At 66.5% G+C, this 12,833-nt stretch carries 15 protein-coding genes; 7 read left to right on the forward strand and 8 right to left on the reverse strand.

Annotated elements, in window-relative coordinates; translation table 11 throughout:
• Window positions 1–75 precede the first annotated feature (75 nt).
• Window positions 76–948 carry a LysR substrate-binding domain-containing protein gene (locus VPA02S_RS23420; RefSeq protein WP_015866748.1) on the forward strand — a complete coding sequence of 291 codons (873 nt, stop codon included), beginning with the start codon at window positions 76–78 and terminating at the stop codon, window positions 946–948.
• A gap of 28 nt (window positions 949–976) precedes the next feature.
• On the opposite strand, the gene VPA02S_RS23425 is transcribed toward VPA02S_RS23420, so the two are convergent.
• Both VPA02S_RS23425 and VPA02S_RS23430 read right to left on the reverse strand, forming a co-directional pair.
• Window positions 977–1,906 (reverse strand): DMT family transporter, encoded by a 930-nt coding sequence (locus tag VPA02S_RS23425; protein WP_081247623.1) that lies wholly within the window; start codon window positions 1,904–1,906, stop codon window positions 977–979.
• A gap of 2 nt (window positions 1,907–1,908) precedes the next feature.
• Entirely contained in the window at window positions 1,909–2,781 is an 873-nt protein-coding gene (locus VPA02S_RS23430; RefSeq protein WP_081247624.1) for an NAD(P)-dependent oxidoreductase, read from the reverse strand.
• Between the two features lie 128 nt (window positions 2,782–2,909).
• On the opposite strand from VPA02S_RS23430, the gene VPA02S_RS23435 reads away from it, so the two are divergent.
• Window positions 2,910–3,779 carry a LysR family transcriptional regulator gene (locus tag VPA02S_RS23435; RefSeq protein WP_062365823.1) on the forward strand — a complete coding sequence of 290 codons (870 nt, stop codon included), beginning with the start codon at window positions 2,910–2,912 and terminating at the stop codon, window positions 3,777–3,779.
• 10 nt (window positions 3,780–3,789) lie between these two features.
• On the opposite strand, the gene VPA02S_RS23440 is transcribed toward VPA02S_RS23435, so the two are convergent.
• From VPA02S_RS23440 to VPA02S_RS23450, 3 genes are read right to left on the reverse strand one after another with little or no spacing between them, the layout of a single operon-like run.
• Window positions 3,790–4,620, reverse strand: a complete 831-nt coding sequence (locus tag VPA02S_RS23440) for an urease accessory protein UreD (RefSeq protein WP_062365824.1) — start codon at window positions 4,618–4,620, stop codon at window positions 3,790–3,792.
• 39 nt (window positions 4,621–4,659) lie between these two features.
• Window positions 4,660–5,190 carry a nucleoside deaminase gene (locus tag VPA02S_RS23445; protein ID WP_015866746.1) on the reverse strand — a complete coding sequence of 177 codons (531 nt, stop codon included), beginning with the start codon at window positions 5,188–5,190 and terminating at the stop codon, window positions 4,660–4,662.
• A complete protein-coding gene (locus VPA02S_RS23450) occupies window positions 5,187–6,227 on the reverse strand; it encodes an ABC transporter substrate-binding protein (protein WP_062365825.1) in 1,041 nt (346 codons plus the stop codon). Before VPA02S_RS23450 ends, VPA02S_RS23445 begins: the two co-directional genes overlap by 4 nt.
• 296 nt (window positions 6,228–6,523) lie before the next feature.
• Between VPA02S_RS23450 and VPA02S_RS23455 the strand changes: the two genes are divergently transcribed.
• Window positions 6,524–7,606, forward strand: a complete 1,083-nt coding sequence (locus tag VPA02S_RS23455) for an aromatic ring-hydroxylating dioxygenase subunit alpha (RefSeq protein ID WP_062365826.1) — start codon at window positions 6,524–6,526, stop codon at window positions 7,604–7,606.
• Window positions 7,607–7,904: 298 nt separating this feature from the next.
• Here VPA02S_RS23455 and VPA02S_RS23460 read toward each other — a convergent pair whose 3' ends face one another.
• Window positions 7,905–9,206, reverse strand: coding sequence for a D-amino acid dehydrogenase (locus tag VPA02S_RS23460; protein WP_062365827.1), 1,302 nt, complete (start codon window positions 9,204–9,206; stop codon window positions 7,905–7,907).
• Window positions 9,207–9,335: 129 nt separating this feature from the next.
• Here VPA02S_RS23460 and VPA02S_RS23465 point away from each other — a divergent pair, with 129 nt between their 5' ends.
• The 4 genes from VPA02S_RS23465 (at window position 9,336) to VPA02S_RS23480 (ending at window position 11,563) form a co-directional block, all read left to right on the forward strand.
• Window positions 9,336–9,803, forward strand: coding sequence for an Lrp/AsnC ligand binding domain-containing protein (locus VPA02S_RS23465; RefSeq protein WP_015866742.1), 468 nt, complete (start codon window positions 9,336–9,338; stop codon window positions 9,801–9,803).
• A 54-nt stretch (window positions 9,804–9,857) separates the two neighbouring features.
• Window positions 9,858–10,256 (forward strand): OsmC family protein, encoded by a 399-nt coding sequence (locus tag VPA02S_RS23470; RefSeq protein WP_062365828.1) that lies wholly within the window; start codon window positions 9,858–9,860, stop codon window positions 10,254–10,256.
• Between the two features lie 142 nt (window positions 10,257–10,398).
• Window positions 10,399–11,295, forward strand: coding sequence for a lipid A hydroxylase LpxO (gene lpxO, locus VPA02S_RS23475; protein ID WP_015866740.1), 897 nt, complete (start codon window positions 10,399–10,401; stop codon window positions 11,293–11,295).
• 43 nt (window positions 11,296–11,338) lie between these two features.
• On the forward strand, window positions 11,339–11,563 hold the full coding sequence (locus VPA02S_RS23480) for an oxidoreductase-like domain-containing protein (RefSeq protein WP_062366035.1): 225 nt from the start codon (window positions 11,339–11,341) through the stop codon (window positions 11,561–11,563).
• 7 nt (window positions 11,564–11,570) lie between these two features.
• Here VPA02S_RS23480 and VPA02S_RS23485 read toward each other — a convergent pair whose 3' ends face one another.
• Window positions 11,571–12,047 (reverse strand): nucleoside deaminase, encoded by a 477-nt coding sequence (locus tag VPA02S_RS23485; RefSeq protein ID WP_062365829.1) that lies wholly within the window; start codon window positions 12,045–12,047, stop codon window positions 11,571–11,573.
• Between the two features lie 10 nt (window positions 12,048–12,057).
• Window positions 12,058–12,828 carry an ABC transporter permease gene (locus VPA02S_RS23490; RefSeq protein WP_015866737.1) on the reverse strand — a complete coding sequence of 257 codons (771 nt, stop codon included), beginning with the start codon at window positions 12,826–12,828 and terminating at the stop codon, window positions 12,058–12,060.
• Between the last annotated feature and the right edge of the window lie 5 nt (window positions 12,829–12,833).

Consider the following 12,833-nt stretch of genomic DNA (forward strand, 5'->3'; position numbering starts at 1 on the left):
GTGCATTCACTGTAGTGACCAGAGCGTGACCCGACAATCCAGCCGGCGCAACAAATACATCAATAAAATTAATGTATGCCCACGCTCGATCTTGAATTGCTGCGCTCCTTCGCGGCCGTCGTCAGCCACCACAGCTTTGCGGCGGCGGCCGTGCACCTGGGTCGCACGCAGTCGGCCATCACGCAGCAGATGCAGCGGCTCGAAGAGCAGGTGGGCCACGCGCTGTTCGCCAAGCAGGGCCGGCAGAAGCGCCTCACCGAACATGGCGAGCGGCTCCTGACCTACGCGCACCACCTGCTCGCGCTCAACGACGAGGCGCTGCGCAGCCTGCGCCAGGGCGAGCTCGAAGGCAACCTGCGCATCGGCGCGCCGCACGACGTGGCCGAGACCATGCTGCCGCTGCTGCTCACCGAGGTGGCGCGCACCTCGCCGCTGCTGCAACTGGACATCCACATCGGCCGCAGCCCCTATCTCATGACCTCGCTCAAGAGTGGCGAGGTCGACATGATCATCTCGAACCGCGCCGACCCGCAGTTCGACGGCGTGGTGCTGCGCAATTCGCCGACCGTGTGGCTCTGCGCCGCCAGCTACGTGCACGACCCATCCAAGCCGGTGCCGCTGATCATGGCCGACGGCCCCAGCATCTTCCGCCGCATCGGCCACGAGGCGCTCGACGCCGCGGGCGTGGCATGGACGCCGCGCTACACCTCGTCGAGCCTGATCGGCATCAAGGCCGCCTTGCGCGCGGGCCTGGGCGTCACGGCGCGCGGCGTGGAGCAGCTCGACGCCGGCCTGCGCGTGCTGGGCGCCGGCGACGGCATGCCGCGCCTGCCCGACCTGGCCTACTACCTGTACGTGCGCAGCCACGTGGTGAATCCGGTCACGCGGCAGGTGTTCGAGACATTGAAGAAGCACCTGCGGCTGCCGCGGACCGACATGCCGGCTTGAAACATTCCGCACGTTGTGCGCCGCTTGATCACCTTGGCTTGGCGCGTGCCCCCGTCACCACCAGTGCGACCCCGCCCATCACCAAGGCAATTCCGGCCAGGGTGAGCGCAGCCGGAATTTCCTTGAGAAACAGCGCACCGATCAATGCAGCGAGCGCCGGCGCGAGGGCACCGAAGATGGCCGCCCTGGGAGCGCCGAGCCGGCGCACGGCCTCGGTATAGAAGTACATCCCGAGGATCGCGACCAGAATGCCTTGCGCGACAACCTGGAACCCGACGGCCGCCGGTGGCGCAGTGAAGATGTTCGGGGTGAACCAGAAGAAGTAGATCGGTGCGAACAGCACGGCGGAGCACACGTTCACCAGCGCGGTGGCGTGCCAGGGACTGATGCCGGAGCGGCGCTGCGCAATGGTGAAGCTTGCAAAGCACAGGCCAGCCAGCAGGAACAGCAGATCGCCTCGCCACTCGCCTGCCGCACGATTGGCAAGGAGCGCATAGCCGCCGATGCAGAGCACGCCGGCGAGGACGACCGCCATGCCGCCGAGTTGCTGGCGGCTGAACTTTTCACCGAACAGAACGCCGGACAGCACCGCCACCCAGATCGGCATCGTTCCGATCATGAGCGTGGCGACATGCGAGGCGAGTGCGAAGCGCATGCCTACAGAACCGAGCATCATGAAAGGCACTCCCGCGCCCAGCACCATCACCAGCAGCCGCGCGACGCCGATCTGTGCGAGGCCAAGGCCCTTTCGAGCCAGGATGGGCCACAGGAGCAGGGCCGAAACACTGAAGCGAAGGAACGTCACGTCATGCGGCCCCAGGGTGGTGGTCACGGCAAACCGCGTGGCCACCGACCAGCTCGACCAGATCAGCGCAACCGCAAGGCCGCACAGCACGCCCGCGGCCAGCGAATGCCGCCCCGCGGATCCCGCGAGTGCGGTGGAAGAAGCTGCGGACATGGCTACCTGCCCCTGCGCAGGATCTTGATGATGCCGATGGCATCGTCCTGCGATTGCCCGGCCTGCATGGCCTCCGCAAACAGCGAACGGTTGGCCGTGGCAATCGGAAGCCACACGCCGCGTTGCTCCGCTTCGTCGCAAACCAGCCCGATGTCCTTGGCCACGTGGCGGATCGGGGCCTGCTGGGCAAAGTCGTTCGACACGAGCTTGGCGACTTTCGAGCGCAGCACGTCGTTGGCCAAAGGGCCGGCCTGCGCCATCTCGAGAAACTGCTGCACGTCCAGGCCGATGCCTGCAGCGAAGTGCGTCGCCTCCGAAATCGCCTCGAAGCAGGCGATCAGCAAGAGCTGATTGGCCAGCTTCATGCGCATGGCCATGGGAACCGGGCCGCAGCGAACCGTCTTCTTTCCGATCGCATCGAACAGTGGCTGCACGTGGTCGATGTGCGCCTGTTCGGCGGCCGACGCCAGGATCACGAGCTGCGCCGTTTCGGCGGGCAGCCTGGAGCCCGAGACCGGTGCTTCGACGTAGCGGGCGCCCGCGGCCGCGAGGCTGGCGCCAAGCGCCGTCGAGTACGCCGGTGCCACGGTGGCCATCAGCACGATGGTCCGGCCCGTCACGGGCGCGGCGATCGCGCCCTCCGGGGAGCGCTCCAGGACCTGGTCCACCTCCAGATGGCTCGGCACCATGATGATGACGGCCTCCGCGGCCTCGAAGACCTGGCCCGGCGTGTCTGCGACCTCGATGCCCAAGGGGCGCAGCACATCGCAGCGAGCAGGCGTCCGGTTGTAGACCGTGACGCTGTGCCCGGCCTTCTTGAGATTCTTCGCCATGGGTTCTCCCATGACGCCAACACCGATAAGCCCGATTTTCATGATGATGTTCTGCGGGTATTCCTGACTCAGGAAACCATTGCCTTGTTGAAGTTGCAGGGAACTCTAAAGAGAATGCGCTTGGCAAAGAAACGACAAATACAGAACGAACAGTTCAGGGAAGGCGATGCATGGAGTTCTCGGATCTGCAGATTTTTCGGACCGTGGTCCAGGCCGGCGGCGTGGTGCGGGCGGCCGAGGTGCTGCATCGCGCACAGTCGAGCGTGACGGCTCGCATCAAGGTGCTGGAGGAAAAGCTGGGCGTCCCGCTGTTCCTGCGCGAGGGGCGCCGAATGCAGCTCACGCCCTCCGGCAGGATACTTGTCGGCTACGCCGATCGCATGCTCGACCTGGCCAGGGAAGCGGCCAACGCCATCAAGTCGGACCGGCCCACCGGCGTGCTGCGCCTCGGCGCGATGGAAAGCACGGCTGCGGCCCGCCTGCCCGAGCCGCTCGGCCGCTTCCACGATCGCTACCCCGATGTGGCGTTGGAACTCTTCTCGGGCGATCCTCTCGACCTGGTCAAGCAGATTCTTTGCTCGGAACTGGATGCAGCGCTCATCGCAGACCCCGTCTCCGATCCTCGGCTCGAGTCCATCGAGATCTATGACGAAGAGCTCGTGATCGTCGCCGAAGCCAGGCACGCGCGCATTTCGTCGCCGAAGGATCTGCCATCGAAGACGATCCTGGCCTTTCATCCAGGCTGCCCGCATCGCAAGAGGCTCGAGGACTGGTTCCTGCGCGGCCGCGTCGCGCCCGGCCGTATCGTCGAGGCCGGCTCGTACCACCTGATCCTTGGCTGTGTCGCTGTCGGCATGGGCATTGCGCTGGTGCCGCACAGCGTGCTCGACAGCTACGCGGAGCGCGATCGCCTGAGCGTTCACAGGCTGCATTCGAAATTCGGCCGCGCCAAGACGAGGTTGGTGTGGCTCAAGGAAGCCCCCCAGACCAAGATACTCGCGCTGTCCGCCGTCCTGCTGGAAAGCTACGGCGCACGATAGGCCCCCCGCGCTAGGTCGCCCAGATCCGCGGCGAGCTCGCCGGCAACTGCCACAGCTCGGCGCGCCAGGCCTGCCACACCTGCCGGAGCAGTTGCATCGCGGGCTCGACCACCGGCGCCAGCACGCGCAGCACGACGATCTCCGCATGCGGGCTGGTCGCGCCGGCGCTTTCCTGCAGGCCGTGCGCATCGATGGCGGTGCGCGCGAGCGCAAGCAGCGCCTCGCGCCGCGCCCGCGCGGCCGGCGAACCCGACACGAAGAACAGCGACGCGATGCAGCGATGCCCGCCGAAGCCCAGTGGGCTCTGCAGCAGCCGATGGTCGGCCGCGTCGATGCGCCCGCGCTCCAGCCACACGCCCGGCACTTCGATGTGCTGCAGGTAGGTGCCGCGCTCGAACGGCTGGTTGGCGTTCGGCAGGCCGAGGGCCGTCACGTCCCAGCCGATCATCTCGGCGCCGGGCTCGGCCTCGATGGTGAGCCGGTTCTCTGCGCGGCAGCCGCTGTAGCAGATGGCCTCCAGCGGCAGCCACTCGAGCCGCGCGCCCTTGGCAAGCCGGATGCGCGTGCGCTGCAGCGCAAGCTCGCCTTCGGAGCGGTAGAAGCGCGACGCGCCCGGCGTGGTGATCAGGCCATGGCTTGCGTCGGCCGCCTCGATGTCGATGTCCAGCGTGTCGCCGCCCACCAGCCCGCCCGGCGGATGCACCAGCACGTTGTGGCAGATCGCATCGCCTTCGGGGTAGAGGCTTTGCAGGATGCGCAGCGGCCCGTCATGGCGAAAGCGCGCGACGCTGCGGGCGGCTTCCTGTCGGTAGTCGAGATGAAGATGGGCGTGCCAGGACATCCAACGAGTCTATTCGCCCGGCACCGCCGCGCGCGGCGGCTAGCTGGCCCAGGCGCCGTCGTGCGCAGCGCTGGCCTCGTCGAGCAGCGCGGGCCCGATGCATTCGATCGGATGCGGCGAGGCGCGGAACACGTCGCGGCACGACAGCTCGGCATCGCGCTGGTCCTGCCGCTCGCCGCGGAACACGCGCAGCCGCTCGGCGTCGATGCCGAACACCACGCGGCCGATGTTCGACCAGAAGATCGCGCCCGCGCACATCACGCAGGGCTCGCCCGATGCATAGATGGTGGCGCCGGCAAGCTCTTCGCGCGTGAGGCCGCGCCCCGCGAGCGCACGCAGCGCGTTCATCTCCGCGTGCGCCGTGCAGTCGCCGGATTCGGTGTTGCTGTTGGCCGCTTCGGCCAGCACTTCGCCGGCGGCCGAGACGATGACCGATCCGAAGGGCCGGTTGCCGCGGCGGCGCGCCGCATGCGACCAGACGATGGCCTTGCGCAGGTAGCGTCCGTCGCGTTCGTCGAGCGTGGTTTCTTCGGGGAGGGTGGATTGGAGGTTGCTGTTGCTGAAGTTCATGCCTTGGTGGGAATCATGCGTTCGTTGCGCGATGGCAGCATCGACGTGTTGAAGATGGCGTCGGACGAGGGCTTGACCTTGAGGCCGAATACGTCGGCGACCTCGTCGACCTGCTGCTCGAGCGTGAGCTTGCGGATGTCGCCGAGGCCGTGGCCGCGCGTGTCGGCGGCACCTACATATTGCGCCGTGACACCCCAGCGTTCAAGCTCCATTTTCTCATCGAGGATCGGTTCGCGCTGGCGCATGGCCGCAATGCTGGGCGCCGGATTGGCAAAGGTCTCGACGATGGCGCGGTTGGTGGCGCGCAGGAAGGCCGCAACCACCCTGGGGTTCTGCGCAATGAGGTTGCTGCTCGCGAGGATGGCGTTGCCGTACAGGTTGACGCCCGCGTCCGCATATTTGAGCACCGACAGTTCCTCCGCCTTCATGCGCGCGAAGAGCGAAATGGCAGAGTCATGAAAGTAGGTCGCGGCATCGACGTCGCCGCGCACCATCACGTTGTCGCGCGCGCTGAAGTCGGTGGTCTGCCACTGGAAGGCGTCGCTGCGCATGCCCTGCTTGCGCGCCACCATCGGCCATGCGCGGCGGGTCGATTCGACGGCGGCCGCGGCCACCTTCTTGCCCGCGAGGCTTTTGAAGTCGGCCGTGACGCCGCGGTCCTTGCGGCCGATGATCACGAAGGGTGCGCGGTTGTAGTACTGGTACACCGCCTGCACCATCGGGGTGCCGGGGTTCTGCGCATTGAACTCGACCAGCGAGCTGATGTCGCCCAGCCCCATCTGGTAGACGCCGCTCGCGATGCGCGTGATCGACGCGACCGAGCCGGCGCCGGTGTCGATGGCCACGTCCAGGCCTTCGTCCCGGTAGTAGCCCTTGCTGTGTGCGAGGAAGAAGGGCGCGGTCTGGCCGTTGATGCGGAAGTCGAGCGTGAACTTGAGCGGGGTCGGCTTGCCGCCGCCCTGGGCGAAGACGGCGGGAGCGGCAAGGGTGCTGGCGGCGGCACTGGCCGCAAGAAAAAAGAATCGACGACGTTGCATGGTGGGCCTCGGAATCCTCGGGTCTTGAATCCCTCCGCGCAGGGCGGAAGGCACTTCAAGAGCAATTTCCGGGCGGGCGCACAAGGGTGGTGCGTGCGCTGCTGAACGCTTCTACTCTTGCGGGAGTCGATGCACGAGCCATGCCAGGGCTTGAATGCGTGGCGGACCCAAGCCACAATGCAGGCGCGCAATTTGCATGGCAGGTGGCGCAGAGTAGAAGCGTTCAGCCCTTGCGGCAGGAAATTGCTCTTTCAGGTTCGTTCGTACCCACGCGCAACAACAGAAGGAGTCCACGCATGCTCGTCACCCAACAACCCGTCTTCCGCAAGTTCTGGCATGCCGTCATGCCGCTCACCGAACTGGCCAATGGCCCGAAGCCCTTCAGGCTTCTTGGCGAAGACATCGTTCTTTTCATTGATGCCGGCGGCCAGCCCGCCGCATTGCGCGACCGCTGCTGCCATCGCACCGCGAAGCTGTCGAAAGGCTGGTGCGTCGATGCCGAAGGCCAGGCCTGCGGGCAGGGCGCCATCCAGTGCGGCTACCACGGCTGGACCTACGACCGCAGCGGGCAGGTGATCCGCATTCCGCAGTACGAGGCCGAGCGCAAGATTTCGCCCGAGTACCGCACCACCGCCTACCGCTGCACCGCGCGCTACGGCTATGCCTGGGTGGCGCTGGAAGAACCGATTGCCGACATTCCGGCCATTCCGGAGTTCGACGATCCGGGCTACCGCACGATCTTCCAGTTCTATGAAGAGTGGCAGACCAGCCCGATGCGCGCGCTCGAGAACTCGTTCGACAACTCGCACTTCAGCTTCGTGCACCGCGCCACCTTCGGCGTGGCCGCGAGCCCGAAGCCGAGCAAGTACGAACTGGTGGAGAACGAGGGCGGCTTCTACGCGGAGACCATCATCGAAGCGGCCAACCCGGTGAAGTTCCACGCGATCAGCGGCGTGACCGATGCGATCACCACGCGCCACATGCGCAACGCCTACTTCCTGCCGTTCTCGCGCCGGCTCGACATCGAATACCCGAGCGGCGTGCGCCACATCATCATCAACTGCTTCACGCCCATCGACGACGGCCGCATGCAGCTGTGCCAATGGCTGTTCCGCAACGACACGGAGGCCGACTGCACGGCGCAGATGCTGATCGACTTCGACGAGGCGGTCACGCGCGAGGACAAGGACATCCTCGAATCGACCGACCCTGATGCGCTGGTCGACACGCGGCGGCGCGGCGTCGAATATTCGATGGAGTCCGATCGGCCGGGGATGCTGATTCGCAAGCACCTGATGCAGCTGCTTGCGAAGCATGGCGAGGCGGAGGTCTACCGCGGGATGAGCAGCGGGACGATTCCGATTGCCAAGGCTGCCTGAGCGGGGTTGTTGTTGTCGTTCAGGGCGGCGCTCCCGCCGACGGGATACCTTGCTCCGCGAATGTCCCCCGGCCTTCGGCCTCCTCCTTTATTTCGCTGCGCAAGGCACCCCATCGACGGGAGCGTTATGCGGAGCGGTGGTTGATCAGCGGTGCACAACGAGCGTGCCCAGGTGCACAGGGCATCGGGTGCTCCCCGCAGCGAAATAAAGGAGGAGCCGAAGGCGGGGGACATTCGCGGAGGGGAGTACCCGGTGGCCTGTGCACCCGCCCCGAATAGCCCCCCAAAAAACGCAGGCGTCAGGCCGCCGCAGTCGCGGGATTCGAACGCGCAGTGCGCGGCGCACCTTGCGCATAGCGGTCCATCGCCAGGCCATCGGTGCGGATCTCCGGACGCTGGCCCGTCACGAGGTCGGAGATCAGCTTGCCCGAGCCGCAGGCCATGGTCCAGCCGAGCGTGCCGTGGCCGGTGTTGAGGAACAGGTTCGCGTAGCGCGTGGCGCCGACGATGGGCGTGCTGTCGGGTGTCATCGGGCGCAGGCCGGTCCAGAAGGTGGCGCGCGGCAGGTCGCCGCCGGGGAACAGGTCGCTCACCACCTTTTCGAGCGTGGCGCGGCGGTGCGAGTTCAGGCGCAGGTCGAAGCCGCCGAGCTCGGCCATGCCGCCCACGCGGATGCGGTTGTCGAAGCGCGTCACGGCCACCTTGTAGGTCTCGTCGAGCACGGTCGATTGCGGAGCCAGCGATTCGTCGACCAGCGGCACCGTGAGCGAGTAGCCCTTGACGGGGTACACCGGAATGTCCAGCCCCAGCGATGCGATGGCGGCGCGCGAATAGCTGCCGAAGGCCATCACGTAGCGGTCGGCCGTGAGGATCTTGCCGGCGCCGGTGCGCACGCCCGTGATGCGGTCGCCCGCCATCTCCAGGCCTTCGACCGACTGGCCGAAGCGAAAGTCCACGCCCAGGCTGCGTGCGATGTCGGCCAGGCCGCGCGTGAACAGGTGGCAGTCGCCGGTTTCGTCGTTCGGCAGGCGCAGGCCGCCCGCGAGCCGGTCGCGCGCACCGGCCAGCGCGGGCTCCACGCGTGCGAGCGCATCGCGGTCGAGCAGTTCGTAGGGCACGCCGCATTCCTCGAGCACCGCGATGTCGCGCTGCACCGCATCGAGCTGCGCCTGCGTGCGGAACAGCTGCAGCGTGCCGCCGGTGCGGTGCTCGTAGCGCAGGCCGGTTTCCGCGCGCAGTTGCTGCAGGCAGCCGCGGCTGTATTCGGCCACGCGCATCATGCGTTCCTTGTTGACCGCATAGCGTTCGGGCGAGCAGTTGCGCAGCATCGCGGCCATCCAGCGCAGCTGGAACAGCGTGCCGTCGGGGCGGATCGACAGCGGCGCATGCTTCTGGAACATCCACTTGATCGCCTTCAGCGGAATGCCGGGCGCGGCCCATGGCGTCGAGTAGCCCGGCGACACCTGCCCGGCGTTGCCGAAGCTGGTTTCCTCGGCCGGGCCGGCCTGCCGGTCGAGCAGCGTCACGTCGGCGCCGGAGCGCGCCAGGTAGTAGGCCGTGGTGGTGCCGATCACGCCGCCGCCGAGAACGATGACTTTCATGGGTATTTACGCGAATGAAGGTGAATGCATGGAATCTAAAGCGCACAATCCAGTGGATTCCATTGTTTTTCTAAGATTCACAGTGGAATTCGCTGCAGATAGCAAGCCAATTGCCAGCCCCGGAGTGAAATGCCCGAACTCGACCGTATCGACCGCAAGATCCTCGACCTGCTGCAGCGCCAGGGCCGCATTTCCATGACCGAACTCGCCGAGCGCATCGGCCTGTCGGCATCGCCCTGCGCCGAGCGCGTGAAGCGCATGGAACGCGAGGGCGTCATCAGCGGCTACCACGCGCATGTGTCGCCCGAGGCGCTGGGCAAGACGCTGCTGGTGTTCGTGGAAATCAAGCTCTCGGCCAAGTCGGGCGAGGTGTTCGACAAGGTGCGCAAGGAGCTGCTGCACATGCCCGAGGTGCTCGAGTGCCACCTGGTCTCGGGCAGCTTCGACTATCTGGTGAAGGCGCGCCTGAGCGGCATGAGCGAATACCGGCACCTGCTGGGCGACATCCTCAAGAAGCTGCCCGTGGCGGCCGAATCGCACAGCTACGTGGTGATGGAGGAGATCAAGGAAACGCTGATGCTCGCGGTCGACCGCTGAAGCGGGTGGCGGGCTACCATCGCGCCGGCATCCACACCCCACAAGGACATCGGCATGAGCATCACGGTCCGGCGCGACGGCATCACGGGCACGCGTCACATCCTCAAGATCCGCAACCACGAGATTCCCATCGATGCCTCGCCGGCCGGCGGCGGCAGCGATGCGGGGCCGCAGCCGCATGACCTGTACGACGCATCGCTGGCCGCCTGCAAGGCGCTCACCGTGCTGATCTACGCGCGCCGCAAGGGCATGCCGGTGGAAGACATCGAAGTGATCATCGACCGCGACGACAGCGAGGAACGCAAGGGCGTCTACCGGCTCAAGTCGAGCCTGCGCGTGACCGGCGAGCTGACCGCGGCGCAGCGCGACGAACTGCTGCGCGTGTCCGGCAAGTGCCCGGTGCACCGGCTCATGACCGAGGTGAAGACCGAGATCGAGACCGGCTGGGCCTGAGTGGCGCCCACTCGCGCAGGGCGTGGCGTGCGGGTCCTGGACATCGCTGGACAGGGCCAAAAAGGGCTTGGTCAGGTCGAATTTGGGGCGACGAATTACACTACCCGGCTACCCCCGCGCCGTCTACAGGACACTTTCAACAATGAAGTGGGTCATTCTTGCCATCTTCGCGCTCAGCGCGCTCTACGTTCATTTCCGCGGCCAAGTCCGGCATCGTTTCTTCAGGCAGCTGTCTGATCACTCGACCTTCCTCGCGCCGCTGAACGCCTTCATGTACATCTTCTCGAAGGTGCCGAGCACGCCGTACCTGTCGCCCGCGCAATTTCCCGAGATGCGCGTGCTCGAGGAAAACTGGCAGGTCATCCGCGAAGAGGCGCTCGCCATGCGCAACGGCGGCAGCATCAAGGCGTCGAGCCAGTTCAACGACGTGGGCTTCAACTCCTTCTTCAAGAGCGGCTGGAAGCGCTTCTACCTCAAGTGGTACGACGAGGCGCATCCCTCGGCCGCCGTGCTGTGCCCCCGCACCACCGAGCTGCTCAAGGGCATCGGCACCATCAAGGCGGCCATGTTCGCCGAGCTGCCGCCGGGCAGCCGCCTGGTGCGCCACCGCGACCCCTTCGCCGGTTCGCTGCGCTACCACCTGGGCCTGTGGACGCCGGGCGTGGAGGGCTGCTACATCGACGTGGACGGCCAGCGCTACCACTGGCGCGACGGCGAGGCCGTGGTGTTCGACGAAACCTACATCCACTACGCCGAGAACACGACCGACCACGACCGCGTGATCCTGTTCTGCGACATCGAGCGTCCGCTCAAGTACCGCTGGGCCAGCGCCGTGAACCGCTGGTTCGCCAAGAACCTGCTGGCGGCGGCCGCCTCGCCCAATGATGCCGGCGACAAGACGGGCGGCATCAACCGCGCTTTCAAGTACATCTACCAGATCCGCGTGATCGGCAAGCGGCTCAAGGCCTGGGACAAACGGGTGTACTACCTCGTGAAGTGGGCCATCTTCGGCGGGCTGGCGCTCTGGATCTTCTGGTAAGGCGCAAGCCTGCCGCGCGGTGCCCGGCCACCGCCGCCAGCCCATGTCCATCGCAGACAAAGACCTGCCCGTTCCGGTCGATCTTGCCAGTGCCCAGGCGCTGATCGCGAGCGTCCAGTCGCTCCTTCAGGCCCGGGGTCTTGCCTTGCGCATGCCGCCACCGGAGCCCACCACCTGCTGCGGACGCGGCTGCAACGGCTGCGTGTGGGAGGGCTGGCTGGGGGCCGTTGCCTACTGGCGCGACGAGGCCACGCTGCTGCTGGCCTAGTCGCTGCCTAACGCGCTTCCCAGAACCCGCGGTGCGTGGCGATCATTTCTTCCGCCACTTCGGGCACCGGCCCGATGACCTCGATCTTCTTCTGCCCGCGCGCGAACACTTCGCGGCAGGGCAGGTTCAGCGTGGGGTTCTCGGGGTGGTCGCCCGTGAGCGCGAGCAGGGCGCTTTCTTCGGCGCCGTAGACGATGCGGCCGATGTGGGCCCAGTAGCTGGTGCCCGCGCACATCGCGCAGGGCTCGAAGGTCGTGACCAGCGTGCATTGCCACAAGTAATCGGCCGGCCAGTTCTGCGCCGCATGGCGCGCCAGCGTGGCTTCGGCGTGGTTGACCGTGTCGATGTTGCCTTGCTCGGCCAGGATGGTTTCGCCGTCGGGCGCGACGAGCACGGCGCCGAAGGGGTGGCGGCCCATGGCCATGGCGCGGCGGGCCACTTCGTCGGCGCGGCGCAGCGCGCGGATGATCTGGTCGCGTGTCATCCGTGGTGCCCTATTGGTTTTGCGATCCGCGATGCGCCCAGCCGGTCGTGTGTTTTTCGATCACGCTGAAGAGTTCGTACATCAGCATGGCCATTGCGCCCACCACCATCAGGCCCGCGAAGGCCAGGCCCATCTGCATGGCCGAGCCGGCCGAAATGAGCAGGTAGCCGATGCCTTCGTTGGCCGCGGTCATTTCGCTGACCGTGGTGCCGACGAAGGCCAGCGTGATCGCCACCTTGAGCGAGCCGAAGAAGTAGGGCATGGAGCGCGGCAGGCCGATCTTCATGAGCACGTCCCAGCGCTTGGCGCCGAGCACGCGCAGCACGTCCTCGAGCTCGGGCTCCAGCGTGGCAAGGCCGGTCGCGATGTTGACCATGATCGGGAAGAAGCTGATCAGGAAGGCCGTGAGGATCGCCGGCCCGACGCCGATGCCGAACCACACCACGAGGATCGGCACGAAGGCCGCCTTGGGCAGCGCGTTGAAGGCCGTCATGAGCGGATAGATGGCCGCATACGCGATGCGCGAGCTGCCGATCACGAAGCCCAGCAGCACGCCCACCACAATGGCCAGGCCGAAGCCCGCCATCGTGACCCAGAAGGTGCGCCACGCATGGCCCGCGATGATCTCCTTGAACTCCCAGAACTGGGTCCAGATGCGCAGCGGGCTCGGAAAGATGAAGTCCGACACGCCGAAGCCCGCGCAGATCACCTGCCACAGCAGGATCACGGCCACGAGCAGCAGCCAGGGCGACCAGCGTTCGATTTGCTTGGTGTTCTTCATGGCCC

This window comes from Variovorax paradoxus NBRC 15149 (assembly GCF_001591365.1).
GTDB classification, from domain to species: Bacteria; Pseudomonadota; Gammaproteobacteria; order Burkholderiales; family Burkholderiaceae_C; genus Variovorax; species Variovorax paradoxus.